Source organism: Clostridium intestinale DSM 6191 (assembly GCF_900130055.1).
GTDB lineage: Bacteria > Bacillota > Clostridia > Clostridiales > Clostridiaceae > Clostridium_T > Clostridium_T intestinale.
The window spans coordinates 232,366-245,331 of record NZ_FQXU01000006.1; the positions used below are offsets into that span (position 1 = coordinate 232,366).

Consider the following 12,966-nt stretch of genomic DNA (forward strand, 5'->3'; position numbering starts at 1 on the left):
GGAAAGCGCAAGGGTGATAGATTTGGTTGAAAAGAATAAAGAATATGTTTTAGACATAATTTCTCAAGGATATGAAGGAGAAGGAATAGCTAAGATTGGTAGCTATCCAATATTTATAGAGGGTGCATTAAAAAACGAAAAAGTTAAAGTTAAAATAGTAAAAACAAAAAAGACATATGCATATGGGAAGCTTTTAGAAATTATAGACGAATCTCCAGAAAGAGAAATTCCTGTGTGTGGGATATATGAAAAGTGTGGAGGTTGTAGGCTTCAACATGCAAGCTACAAGGCTCAGATAGATTTTAAAGAGGAAAGAGTTAAGGATTGTATAACTAAAATAGGAAAATTAGATGAAAATATAGTTCTAAAGCCTATTGGAATGGAGAATCCTTTTAGATACAGAAACAAGGTTCAATTACCTATAGGATTAGTTAATGGGGAGCTTAAGATAGGTTTTTATGCTCCTAGAAGTCATGATATTATTGATATGAAAACCTGTCATATTCAAGATGAGATTGGGGATAAGGTTGTAGAGCTAACTAAAAAGTGGATGAAGAAATACAACATAACTCCAGCTACAGTAGATGGAAGATATAATCCTAAAGGTATCATGAGACATATTATGATAAGAAAGGGATTTAAAACTGGAGAGGTAATGATAGTTCCAGTAACAAACTCCAGTGAGCTTCCATATAAAAAAGAGTTTATAGAACTCATGACAAATAATATAGAAGGAATAACTTCTATAGTTCAAAATATAAATGACAAAGAAACCAACGTAATACTTGGGATGAAGTCTAGAACTATTTGGGGAAGGGATACTATAACTGATTATATAGGAGACTTTAGGTTTAATATATCCCCATTATCATTTTTTCAAGTAAATCCAACACAAACAGAAGTGCTTTATTCTAAAGCTTTAGAATTTGCTGACCTTACAGGAGAAGAAACTGTATTTGATGCATATTGCGGTACAGGAACAATAACTCTATTTCTATCACAAAAAGCTAAGAAAGTTTATGGGGTTGAAATAGTACCACAAGCCATAGATGATGCATGGAAAAATGCAGAAGCAAATAATGTGGATAATGTAGAATTTTTTGTAGGAGAGGCAGAAGAGGTAATACCAGACCTTATAACTAAAGGAATAAAGGCAGATGTTGTGGTAGTAGATCCACCTAGAAAAGGTTGTGAAAAGGTGCTATTAGAAGCAATAGCGACTATAAACCCTAAAAGAATAGTTTACGTATCTTGTGATCCAAGTACACTAGCTAGAGATTTAAATATATTAGATGGATTGGGCTATAGAACAGTTAAAGTTCAACCTGTAGATATGTTTCCACAAACTTCGCATGTTGAGACAGTAGCATCGATTACACGAATGTAAGCCTTCATTTTAAGGGGTTTCCTTAAATACATCTATTGTTGTATGGAGAGGCCTCAGCCTCCTTGAGGAAACTCATAATGTTAATCGACGTCATTGAAGACAAATTGGATGAGTTACAGAAAATATGTTATATTTTTTGAATGGAGATTTAAAGTATGAAAAACGGAAAAGAAAAAGCTCCAAAGGGGAATGAAGTGTTAGCTGATAGTTCTGAGGGGATGAAAGATAAATTACGTATATATGTTTTTATAGGAACTATTGTATATACAACTTTAATATTGTATTTCATGTTCTTTGGGTTTAATAGAATAGGGGCTAGAAGCGAATATAATCAATATACGTTTATTATTGTCCCAGAAGGAATTTCGTTAAGGTTTCCAGAACTAACCATGTCATGGCTATACGATTTTGGAAACATGGCTGCTTTTATTCCTTTTGGAATAGTGGTTCCATTGTTGTATCGTGTATGTTTTAGAAGGTTTATAGTATTATTCATATCAGCAATTTTATTTTTAGAAGTGGTGCAATCTTTAACTTTCATGGGTACCTTTGATATTATGGACGTAATATCAAATACATTAGGAGCAATGATAGGATTTGTGGGATATAGGGTAGGATTTTCTTATAAGTTTAAATTTAAAAAACTTGTTGCGTCAGTAGCATCTATGCTTGTGCTAATTGTTGGAGTTATGGTTGTTTCTGAAACAATTGATTATTGTGTAAATGTTAATAAAAGAATAGGACCTATTGAAGCATTAAATGAAGTAAATACAAGTACACCAATAACTGAAGATTTTTCTCCTTTTACCGTGCAAGGGGAAGAAGTACAGCCAGAAATTAATTTGTTTAGCAGCGAGGATGGAATGGGTAAGGAGTATTCATTTAATTTAGGTAAGAAAAATCTATGGTTCTATGCAAAATGTGGTATTCCAGACAATGAAGTATATAAAGGTTCGGTTAAGATTGTGATCAATGGAGAAGAATGGATCCAATTTAATGATGAAGACGAAGATAAAGATATATTGAAAGTAAAGTCGTTTTTTGATGTGGAAATAGAAGATGTTAAAATTATAGTTACTGGAAACGCTAAAGTATGGGATGTTAGCATTGCAGAAATAAAACATTGGTGGGAGTAATTACTTAATAACCTTATATCAGATTTTAATAGATATATTCCCTTGATATGAGTTTTCAAAAGCAGGATAAAAGAAATTATATGTTTCCAGGAACGTAGGGTACAAAATCAACCAATGATATCCTCTCGAGTTATACAGAATACTGTGTGAAGATTGAGAGACAGACTTTGCTGATTTACGTTATTTCAAGAGACGTCCTGAATACGTTGAGGGCAATATTGCAACAGCAAAGATGTGCCTTGGGTGATATTATATAATTGCATCGGAGGATTTACTTCGGTATTTCTTACTATACAAAAACCCCCGAGAATAGATTGTTCATAGTAGTTAGATACATATCAATTGCTTGAATCTTATCCATCTCTTGAGTTGATATACATAATTGAGATACACCAATAAGAATTGCCATTACAGAAAATGCCAAAGAGTCTGCATCTACGTTTTTTGTATCGCCAATGGCGACTGCTTCTTCAGATATTTTTTTTACTTCGTTTGCAACAATCAGCATTATTTCGTTAATCATCGCCAGGGTTTCAGGACTATCTTTATATTGTTTAGAGTATTCCATCGCAGCATCAAGTAAAGGGCTCTCAAAATCTTCACCGTATAACTTAGCTATTTTAAGAAATTTGTCCCTGGGTGTCATATTTTCATCATATGCATCCTTCCATTTTGACTCTATTTCTTGTACATATTCTTTCAATACATGTAAAAAAATTTCTTCCTTATTCTTAAAGTGATGATAAATATTGCCTTTGCTCATATTTGTTGTTTTACACAGATCAACAGTCGTGGTTTTATTATAACCATTATTAATGAATAGCTCTTTCGCCGAATCTAATATTATTCGTTTCGATTCTTCAGGAGACAATCTTCGTCTAGTCATCTTTCCTCCTTGTAAATTTATACTATGACTTGTTTGTCATGTGATTTATTGAAATCATCCTTATTTCTCTTTTTGTGTTGTTGATAAAAATAGTATACAACAGTAATTCCTACAAGTACAGGTAGAACATATTCAATATTCATTGACTTTCTGTAGAATATACTCTGTATTTGATAAGCTTCCATGGTGGAATCAGAGTATGATAAGAGCATAAACATACATGCGTTAAAAGCCGAATGTATTATGGTTGATGCACCTAATCCATCAGTAAAATATCTAGCCAAAGAAAATAATACACCGCATAAGAAATAATATAGAGGCATTAATATTAGGTTTGCGGACATTTCAGCATTCAGTCCATGAACAAGAGCAAATAGTATTGAAGGAATTATGATAGCCCATAAGGTTCCTCTTTTTAATTTGATAAACATATTGTATAAATAACCTCGAAAAAGTAGTTCTTCTGATACAGCTGCCAATAGGATTAATGGGAAAAGTAGATCGTTTTTTATTATTGATATTATATTAATAGTCACAGTATAGGAATCCCTATTTATAAAAAAATCGATTAACATGAATATAACAAAGATTATTATTGTGCTGACAAAATAAATAATCAGCATTTTCAAACTAACTTTGTTTCCATTCAAGAGAAACTCTTTGATAGATGTCTTTAAAACAAATCTCAATGCAATGTAAATGCCTATAGGAAGAAAAATAAAAGATAGGTATGCAACAATCAAACTGGCATAACCTTCTCTTGTTGCTGGAAAAATCATATTTAACAACATTACAAAACCCAAGCTGCCTATCATCCATATGGCTACAGCGACAATCAATCCAATAAATGATTTAACATTTAACCCAATTTTTGCATTCAAAATCTTATTACTCATATTGATACACTCCTTTAATATTGTTATAATTAGATATTACACCATTACCGACTCTGTGGTCGTTAAAAGTATGATATCTAATATTTTCGTATTTGTCAATTATTTTTTTACTCATGAAGATCATGCTCTTGGTAAACTATTAGAATACATATAAACTAAACCAGTACTATCCACATAGTGAAAAGCACACGGGAATGGTTCCCTCAGGTTCTTACATGGATTATGTTGTTGTGGAAGAAGATACCCTTGCAATCATACCGAAAAGCCTTTCCTTCGCAGAAAAAAATATATTTGAAACAGGCCTACCAGGAGAAGTAAATAAGAAAAGAGTGATGAGTGAAATTAATTTGGTAGTAGAGATATGGTTCGATTATATCTGCCAATTTTACTATATTGGAAGAAAAAAGGGCCATCTGACAGGTGTACAGGGAATATCACATTTCCTGTTTAATAAAACATATACAGTTTCAGGTGCTCAGGATGTCTTCGTATATAAAGAGGCTCTAAATAAGGCCTAGGCCAAGGTGGAAGCTGTGTTAGGTAAAAATGTCAAAAGTACAACCGAATTTTAATAATAATGCACTAGGTATGTGATTATTGATTACAGGAAGTGTTCCCAAGAATGCAGACATAAATAATGATCACTCTAGCCATGTGGAGACAGTAGTAGTGATGTCAAGGGTAGTGTAACCCCATAATAATCCCCTGCTCTTTCAAATAATCTTCTGACTTTTAAAATAAAGTTCTGATGGATTCGATTTAAGCGTGTTAGGAGAGTAGGATTTAGGCTGAAAATATGGAAGGTTAAAGCAAGACACCCCAAGGCTTAGGCAAGATTAATGAAGGAAAACCAATTGCAAAATGGCTAAATCAAATAGGAATAAATACTTTTGGGAGAACCAGATTTTAACGATCCGATTGATCAAACGAGTTCTAAACTTAATGCAATCATTTTATGTTATGCTGAGACAGCCCCCTTTTCTAAGGAAAAATTGCCGCCAGATTCTCTATTATCAAAAGATATTACAGTGGATGAATTTATAGACTTTACTTCAAACCATAAACATGTTACAGCGAAAACACCACCGACTTTTCTATGGATTACAGCGACCGATCACTGGAATTTTCAGCACCAAAACTTACTTTTTGATCAAGCTCTAAATGAGCTAAATATACCATTTGATTTACATATATTCTCCAAAGGCCCAATGCTTCAGGCTTAGGCGAGGATGAACCCACGGTATCAATCTGGCCAAAACTTTGTGAAAATTGGCTTCAAGAATTATAATATTCCGTTTATATACCGTGTTAATTATTCTCACACACATAATAGCTTAATGTGGTTCATATTGACATGTTCCCTCGGACTAATTAGTTTGGGGGAATTTTGCTTTATGGGGTCTAACTTTTTCGCAGAATTAGGAATATTTGCGTTAAGGTTTAGGTTTTGAGTTTTTGTATAAAATAATATAGTGTAACTTTGCTAATTAATGCTATTGGAGACCTAGAAAGACGAAAACTCTAAAATCAAAGAAGAGAGAAGGAGAAGGGTTACTATGAATCGAGCTAGGTATTTACGTTTATTTGTATTTGCTCTTGCAATACTTTTTTTGCTTTTTTATCCGTTTTACGTTCGTAATTGTTTGTTAGAAGTATTACCTTATTTAGTGGAATCAAAGACTATGTCAGAAGTCGTAATGAAGAATATTGCTGTGAATAATTTGATAATATTTAATTCCTTGCTGATTGTTTTATTTCCCATATCAGTATTATATATTTTTTTGTTAGGAAGATTCAGCATCGGGGAAAGGTTACTTTTTAGAAGAAATCAGGTAAATATAAATTCTAAAAAGAATTTTCAATTGGACAAGTGGTACGATACTACACGAAGATTTCTAGGAAACGATTGGTTTGTACATATGTATAACGCCATCCAAAAAGAGAACTTTGTCCCCAAAAAATCAGGATTAACTTTTGTGAGCCCAGCGGCAAATAAAGGGATTTATGAAAAATTCCTATATGATGATCTAAAACAAAAGGGTATTTCAATAAAATTTGTAATTGCGGACATAGATGAAATTGAAAACCATGCTGTAAAAGACATTAACGATGAAAATCTGCGATTTTTCCCTGGAAAAGAGGCCTTGAAAATAGAAGAGTACCTGTTAGAAGTAGGGGAAGAAAAAGCTGATGTGATCTTCGACATAAAAGGGAGTTTGTGGTACTCGCTTAGAAGTGACATTGATCAAAAGATACTTTTCAAGAAATTCTATAGTGTGTTGAATGATGATGGGATCATAATTATAGACAATTCGAAAAGGCGTTTTAGTTCATTTTGTGTTTACTATTTATTTGGATATGTTTCATGGTACGTGGAGACTTCTACTGGCTTTCTATTAAATAAGAAAAAGAAAAAGAATAGCAAATTCAAGGCATACATAGACTCTCATTTTGAACAAAAGGAACTTAGCTTTCAAAATGAATTTGGAGATTTATTTGAAATTATTGTTTTAAAGAAAAAACAATGCGAGGAATAACAAGACACTGAATTGGCTACAAGTAAGGCAAATGGAGAAAATACTTTGTAAAAATACCATCTGTAATACATGGATGTGGTGCAGGAAGATAAACTTATAAGGAAAGAGATAATGATATACTCTTATTGAATTTTAATCTCATTATTTTTTTCCTCTCTATATTTCGTAGGAGTTAATTCCGTTACCTTTTTAAATTGACGCATAAAGTGAATATCATTATTATATCCACACATTTCTGATATCTTTTTGATTGGAATATCAGTTGTGGAGAGTAAGTATTTGGCATGCTCAATTCTGCTTAGAATTACATCTGTAATTGCACTTATTCCAAATAATTTTTTATACAAGTGCTGAAAACTAGACCTACTCATATTTAGTTCGTGGGACAGTTCAGTAATATTCCAATTAATATATGGCTGATTATATATTTTTGTCCGTATAATAGATAGTTTATTGTAATGGGTGTTTATAATTTCATTATTTGAGTTATGTATTTTGTTGCTTAGCTTTAAAAAGAATAGTTTTAGATATAATTCGATAGTATCATATTTGTAACGGTTTGATGAATAGGTTTCATAGCATAAGTTATTTATTATTATTGAAAGTTCATTTAAATTACCAATGTGTACTACTTCATCTTGAGGAATCCCAAGGTTATTAAATAAATCTTTTTCTTCTGGATCTATTTTAAAGTGAAACCAATCATTTTGAAATTGAGAACCAAATGAGCGATAGAACTGAGGGGTATCCTCTCTGTATAGTATGAAGGAATCAGGTCTTGTTATAATTTCAGAGCCATTTAATGTGAATATGGCAGGAGTTTTTAGAAGGAGCAATAGATAGTTTCCAGAACCATTGGGTCGACTTATATTGAAATCAGCATCGTGGCTATGATTATAGCCTATATTTATTATATGCATAGATATTCCATCCCTAAAAATTTGATACATTTATTGTATTTTTGTACTAACATATTGTCAATATAAAATTTGCACAATATGTTAGTAAAAGCGCATGATACTTAATTGATATTTAATATATGACAACGTATACTGATTACATAAATGAGTGGAAAAAATTAAAATTTATTAATTATTTTGAAGGGTGATGTTTATGAGAATTGAAATAACAGATAAGTTAAGTAAAGATATTAATAAAGGAATGATAGGTCTTTTCTTTGAAGACATAAATTATGGCTTAGATGGTGGGTTGTATGCAGAAATGATTGAAAATAGATCTTTTGAATTTGTGGAGTCTAGGGGATTTAAAGATAATTATGAGATAATATTTGATGGGCTTTATGGTTGGGGCGCTTATCCAAAAGATGCAAATGGTGCTGAAATAAATATACAATCAACTAAACCACAAAATAATATAAATCCACATTACTTGGAGTTTAGAGCATCTGAAAACCAGATGGGTTTTACTAATAAAGCTTATGATGGAATCTGTATGAAAAAAGATTTGACATATCATATTTCTTTTTATGCAAGAACAGAAGATTATATGGGTGGAATTGAGGTTTGCGTAGTAAAGGACGAGAAAATAAGAGCCAATGTGGTTGTGACAGAATCTGTAAGCTCTGAATGGGTTAGATATCAAGCAGATTTAATCTCTAATGAAGATATTTCATATGGGGAATTTATTGTGAAACTGAGTAAGCCAGGAAAAGTTTGCTTTGATTTTATATCAATGGTATCTTCTGATGCTGTTCTTGGTCTTTTTAGAAAAGATTTAGCTGAGATGCTAAAAGATATGAAACCAGGATTTTTAAGATTTCCAGGAGGATGTATCGTAGAAGGCAATACTCTAGATAGCCGTTATCAATGGAAAAGAAGTATAGGAAAGGTAGAAGAGAGGAAAGTAAACTGGAATCGTTGGGCTGTTCATGGAAGCACCGAAGAAAATAATTACACAAGTGAATACAGTCATTATAATCAGAGTTTGGGAATTGGATACTATGAGTATTTTCTTTTATGTGAATATCTAAAAGCTAAGCCTATCCCAGTTATAAATGTGGGGCTTGCATGCCAATTTATGTCTTCTGAAAAAGTTGAAATTGATGATCCTGAATTTAAGGAATTTGTACAGGATGCTATTGATTTAATAGAATTTGCAAACGGACCTGTAGATTCGAGATGGGGAAGGATAAGAGAACAAATGGGTCACAGTGAACCATTTGGGCTTGATATGATAGGTATCGGTAATGAGCAATGGGAAACAGAGAATATAGACTTTTTCAAAAGATATGAAATATTCGAAAGAGCAATCCATGAAAAATATCCATATATAAAACTGATTGGTTCTGCTGGCCCAGATGTAAGTTCTAAAAAATATAGTGATGCATGGAGTTATTATAAGGATAGAGTAAATGATAATCCTAGTTATGTATATGCAGTCGATGAACACTATTATGTAGAACCAAAGTGGCTTTGTGATAATGTACATTTTTATGATAAGTATCCAAGAGATATTAAAGTTTTTGCAGGTGAATATGCTGCTCATTATGGTTTTGAAATGAATAGACCTGACTTTAATGATTGGGAAGCAGCTTTGTCAGAAGCAGCATTTCTTACAGGAATAGAAAGAAATGCGGATGTTGTTGTACTTGCTTCTTATGCACCACTTTTTGCAAGGCTTGGATATATGCAATGGTCACATGACATGGTATTTTTTAATGGGGAGGATTCTTACGGAAGTCCAAGCTACTATGTTCAAAAGATGTACAGCACACTTATGGGAACAAATCTTCTAGAAATAATAAATGATGTGGAAGAGATACCATTTACTGTTTCTTATGATAAGGAAAAAAAATATATAATAGTAAAGCTTGTTAATACCTTGGAGCATGCTGTTCATGTTGAGTTAGAAACTAAATTTTCACTAGCTGAAGATGGAGAAATGTATATTATGGAAGGGCAAAAAAAAGATGTTAATTCTATATATGAACCATTTAATATAGCTCCTAAAAAATATGATATTAAAGTAAAAAACAACATGAGTTATGAAGTAAATCCAAGGTCATTTTATGTGATTAAGATGTATTGTAAGGATGTATAAAAAGCATTAAACTTAGTTAGTTAAAAAGGATTTTGAATTAAATTTCAAAGTCTTTTTTATTTATGTTCTTTAAATGTAAAATAATCTTAATAAATGTATTGGAAAATATATGTTAAAATATAAATTAATTAATTTATTAAAGGAGGAAGATATGAAAGCTTTAAAAGGGATTACTTTATTATTTTTAATAGTTATAAATATTATTTTTTCAGCTTGTAGTAATAATAATTCACCTTCAGTTCCTACAATAAAACAAGGAGAAGACAGCATTTCTAAGACATTAGAAATCTCTTTTCCCTATGTAAAACAGAAAGGGTATGCAACTAATCAATTTGCGGTTTGGATAGAAAATGAATCAGGAGAATATATAAAGACTATTTTTGTTACAAAATTTACTGCAACTAAAGGATATGAGAAAAGAAAAGATGCTATTCCGACGTGGGTAGAAAAATCTAATATAAGTGATGGAAGTACACAGGAGATTGATACTGTTACGGGGTCTACTCCTAAGAAGTCAGCTTATCTAGTATATGTTTGGGATTGTAAAGATAAAGATGGAAATGAAGTACCAAAAGGTGTATATAATTATTATGTTGAAGGCACTGTAAAGTGGGAAAGCCGTGTACTTTATAGTGGAAAGATTGAGGTTGGAGGAATTGATTCATCTTCTGAGGCGAAGGTTGAGTATTCTACAGAAGAGGCAAAAGAAAGCGATATGATAGGAGAAGTAAAAGCAGTATATAATAAATAGTATAGAATGGAGAAGTAGGCATTTTTAATCTACGTATTTTGGAACCAATGTTATACAATTCAAGATTATTATGAAAAAATAGGATTTAAACCATCGAATGCATATATTACATTTAATGGTTTTTTCTTTATGTTTATTTGGTAAATACATTATGATACAATAATTTATAAGATTCTACAATAACTAGGCAAAACTTACAGTTAGTTTGTTGATAAATTCATAGAATTTATGAGATAGATCTGTCAATAAAGGAGGATAAGTAATGAAATTTATTTCATGGAATATTGATTCATTAAATGCAGCACTAACAAGTTCTTCAGAAAGAGCTTTATTATCTAAAAATGTATTAAATTCGTTTATAGAACATAATCCAGATGTAGTTGCTTTACAGGAAACAAAGTTACCAAGTAATGGCCCTTCTAAAAAACATTTAGAAATTTTGAAGGAGATGTTTCCCGATTATAAAGTTGTTTGGAACAGTTCAGTTGAGCCAGCGCGTAAGGGTTATGCTGGGACAATGTTTTTATATAAGGAGAATTTAGAACCAGTTGTTACCTATCCAGAAATCGGTGCACCAAGTACCATGGACTATGAGGGAAGAATAATTACTCTAGAGTTTGATGACTTTTTCTTAACTCAAGTTTACACTCCTAATGCAGGGGATGGACTCAATCGTTTGGAAGAACGCCAGATTTGGGATATAAAATATGCAGAATATCTAGCAAGCCTAGATAAAGATAAATATGTTATTGCAACAGGTGATTTCAACGTAGCTCATAAGGAAATAGACTTGGCTCATCCTAATAGCAATCGTAATTCACCTGGATTTACTGATGAGGAACGTCAAGGTTTCACAAATCTTTTATTAAAAGGGTTTACAGATACTTTCCGTTATATTCACGGAGAAATAAAAGATGTTTATACTTGGTGGGCTCAGAGAGCTAAAACTAGTAAAATTAACAATTCTGGATGGAGAATTGACTATTGGATAGTTAGTAATCGTATTGCGGATAAGGTTATAAAATCTGAAATGGTTGATTCAGGTACAAGACAAGACCATGGGCCAATATTACTTGAAATTGATTTGTAGTATATAAAGAATTGTAAGCATTAACTGGATTTTTCGGGAGAGGACATTACTCCTAGAAAATCCAGTTTTCTTTTTTATTGATGAATCTTTATTAGTATCTACTATATCCTCATAGGCATTAGAGATAAACATATATTTATTTTTTTGAGTTAATAGGTAGCATAACAGTCATGGTAGTTCCTACTCCTACCTCACTTTCACATAAAATACTTCCATCTAACAATTCTATAATTCTTTTTACTATGGATAGACCTAGACCATTGCCTTGTATTTTGTGTGATTCATCACATTGATAGAATTTGTCATATATTTTAATTAAGTTTTCCTTAGATATTCCAATTCCTTCGTCTCTAATTGAAAACTGAAAAAAATTATCTACGACTTTAGTTGTAATCCATATGGTACATTTTTGTTCTGAATATTTTATAGCATTATCAATTAGATTAGTCCACAATTGAAAGAGTAAGTCATAGTCACTTACTATACTACATTGTTCAAGTTGAAGTTCATACTGAATGTCCCTATCATGCCACTTCTCTCCAAGTAAAATAATACAGCGTCTAATTTGTTCATCCACTTTAACTTTCTGCTTCAAGTCTACGATGTTCTGATGATCTAATCTAGACATATGTAGCATGTTTTCACTCATACGAGAAAGTCTTTGTGATTCTTGATAGATATATGAGAGGTACTCCTTTTGTTCTTCTTCACTAAGTCCTCCATCTAACAACATTTCAGAGAAACCTGCAATAGCTGCAACTGGGGTCTTAATTTCATGTGATACATTGCTCATAAAGTCCTTTCTCATATAGTCCATTCCATTTAATTCACGTGTCATTTTGTTAAAATTACTTGCCATTACAGAAATTTCGTCGGGATATAATTCGTTTTTCTTTCTTCTATGATTATTATTAAATGATAATTGTACTGAAAAGTCGCCATCAGCTACCTTTTGTACTCCTTCGCTAATTTCAACAATAGGGTTAATTACATAAGATGCTGAATGCCAAAGTGCTACAACACTTAATATCATGGTTATAGCACAAGCAACAAGACACATAAATAAAGCAACTTTACTGGTGATTGGACCATTATAAAATAAAGAAAAACCAATAAGCACCATGAAATATGCGATTCCGCAGGAAGCGCATAGGATTATAATGGATGCTAATGCAAGCTTAAAACGTAGAGATATTCTGTTCTTTCTAAATTTTTTAGTCATA

At 31.9% G+C, this 12,966-nt stretch carries 12 protein-coding genes; 8 read left to right on the top strand and 4 right to left on the bottom strand.

The window, feature by feature from the left end; genetic code table 11:
* Nucleotides 1-22: 22 nt before the first annotated feature.
* Nucleotides 23-1,387, top strand: coding sequence for a 23S rRNA (uracil(1939)-C(5))-methyltransferase RlmD (gene rlmD / locus BUA92_RS10315; RefSeq protein ID WP_073019481.1), 1,365 nt, complete (start codon nt 23-25; stop codon nt 1,385-1,387).
* Nucleotides 1,388-1,542: 155 nt separating this feature from the next.
* Nucleotides 1,543-2,523 carry a VanZ family protein gene (locus tag BUA92_RS10320; protein ID WP_073019260.1) on the top strand — a complete coding sequence of 327 codons (981 nt, stop codon included), beginning with the start codon at nt 1,543-1,545 and terminating at the stop codon, nt 2,521-2,523.
* Nucleotides 2,524-2,812: 289 nt separating this feature from the next.
* Here BUA92_RS10320 and BUA92_RS23735 read toward each other — a convergent pair whose 3' ends face one another.
* The gene (locus tag BUA92_RS23735) at nt 2,813-3,409 is read right to left on the bottom strand and encodes a TetR/AcrR family transcriptional regulator (protein WP_073019261.1); all 597 of its coding nucleotides are present in this window, start codon (nt 3,407-3,409) and stop codon (nt 2,813-2,815) included.
* A 17-nt stretch (nt 3,410-3,426) separates the two neighbouring features.
* On the bottom strand, nt 3,427-4,305 hold the full coding sequence (locus BUA92_RS10330) for a CPBP family intramembrane glutamic endopeptidase (RefSeq protein ID WP_073019262.1): 879 nt from the start codon (nt 4,303-4,305) through the stop codon (nt 3,427-3,429).
* A 215-nt stretch (nt 4,306-4,520) separates the two neighbouring features.
* Here BUA92_RS10330 and BUA92_RS10335 point away from each other — a divergent pair, with 215 nt between their 5' ends.
* The 3 genes from BUA92_RS10335 (at nt 4,521) to BUA92_RS10345 (ending at nt 6,842) form a co-directional block, all read left to right on the top strand.
* Nucleotides 4,521-4,823, top strand: coding sequence for a hypothetical protein (locus BUA92_RS10335; RefSeq protein WP_073019263.1), 303 nt, complete (start codon nt 4,521-4,523; stop codon nt 4,821-4,823).
* Between the two features lie 372 nt (nt 4,824-5,195).
* Nucleotides 5,196-5,528 (top strand): alpha/beta hydrolase family protein, encoded by a 333-nt coding sequence (locus tag BUA92_RS10340; protein WP_242950131.1) that lies wholly within the window; start codon nt 5,196-5,198, stop codon nt 5,526-5,528.
* Between the two features lie 459 nt (nt 5,529-5,987).
* Nucleotides 5,988-6,842: a hypothetical protein gene (locus tag BUA92_RS10345; protein WP_139259331.1), complete on the top strand. Its 855-nt coding sequence runs from the start codon at nt 5,988-5,990 to the stop codon at nt 6,840-6,842.
* A 122-nt stretch (nt 6,843-6,964) separates the two neighbouring features.
* Here the strand turns inward: BUA92_RS10345 and BUA92_RS10350 are convergent, their stop codons facing one another.
* Complete coding sequence (locus tag BUA92_RS10350) at nt 6,965-7,762, bottom strand: AraC family transcriptional regulator (protein ID WP_073019265.1); 798 nt, start codon at nt 7,760-7,762, stop codon at nt 6,965-6,967.
* A 193-nt stretch (nt 7,763-7,955) separates the two neighbouring features.
* Here BUA92_RS10350 and BUA92_RS10355 point away from each other — a divergent pair, with 193 nt between their 5' ends.
* From BUA92_RS10355 to BUA92_RS10365, 3 genes are all read left to right on the top strand, one after another.
* Nucleotides 7,956-9,902, top strand: a complete 1,947-nt coding sequence (locus tag BUA92_RS10355) for an alpha-L-arabinofuranosidase C-terminal domain-containing protein (RefSeq protein WP_073019266.1) — start codon at nt 7,956-7,958, stop codon at nt 9,900-9,902.
* Nucleotides 9,903-10,053: 151 nt separating this feature from the next.
* Nucleotides 10,054-10,653, top strand: coding sequence for a DUF2271 domain-containing protein (locus BUA92_RS10360; RefSeq protein WP_073019267.1), 600 nt, complete (start codon nt 10,054-10,056; stop codon nt 10,651-10,653).
* A 262-nt stretch (nt 10,654-10,915) separates the two neighbouring features.
* Entirely contained in the window at nt 10,916-11,743 is an 828-nt protein-coding gene (locus tag BUA92_RS10365; protein WP_073019268.1) for an exodeoxyribonuclease III, read from the top strand.
* Nucleotides 11,744-11,879: 136 nt separating this feature from the next.
* Here the strand turns inward: BUA92_RS10365 and BUA92_RS10370 are convergent, their stop codons facing one another.
* Nucleotides 11,880-12,965, bottom strand: a complete 1,086-nt coding sequence (locus tag BUA92_RS10370; protein ID WP_073019269.1) for a sensor histidine kinase — start codon at nt 12,963-12,965, stop codon at nt 11,880-11,882.
* Nucleotide 12,966 lies beyond the last annotated feature (1 nt).

Bases quoted from the DNA above. Each gene is read 5' to 3' on its own strand.
- BUA92_RS10320 (WP_073019260.1), top strand. From the start codon at position 1,543: ATGAAAAACGGAAAAGAAAAAGCTCCAAAGGGGAATGAAGTGTTAGCT.
- BUA92_RS23735 (WP_073019261.1), bottom strand. From the start codon at position 3,409: ATGACTAGACGAAGATTGTCTCCTGAAGAATCGAAACGAATAATATTA.
- BUA92_RS10330 (WP_073019262.1), bottom strand. From the start codon at position 4,305: ATGAGTAATAAGATTTTGAATGCAAAAATTGGGTTAAATGTTAAATCA.
- BUA92_RS10335 (WP_073019263.1), top strand. From the start codon at position 4,521: ATGGATTATGTTGTTGTGGAAGAAGATACCCTTGCAATCATACCGAAA.
- BUA92_RS10345 (WP_139259331.1), top strand. From the start codon at position 5,988: ATGTCAGAAGTCGTAATGAAGAATATTGCTGTGAATAATTTGATAATA.
- BUA92_RS10350 (WP_073019265.1), bottom strand. From the start codon at position 7,762: ATGCATATAATAAATATAGGCTATAATCATAGCCACGATGCTGATTTC.
- BUA92_RS10355 (WP_073019266.1), top strand. From the start codon at position 7,956: ATGAGAATTGAAATAACAGATAAGTTAAGTAAAGATATTAATAAAGGA.
- BUA92_RS10360 (WP_073019267.1), top strand. From the start codon at position 10,054: ATGAAAGCTTTAAAAGGGATTACTTTATTATTTTTAATAGTTATAAAT.
- BUA92_RS10365 (WP_073019268.1), top strand. From the start codon at position 10,916: ATGAAATTTATTTCATGGAATATTGATTCATTAAATGCAGCACTAACA.
- BUA92_RS10370 (WP_073019269.1), bottom strand. From the start codon at position 12,965: ATGACTAAAAAATTTAGAAAGAACAGAATATCTCTACGTTTTAAGCTT.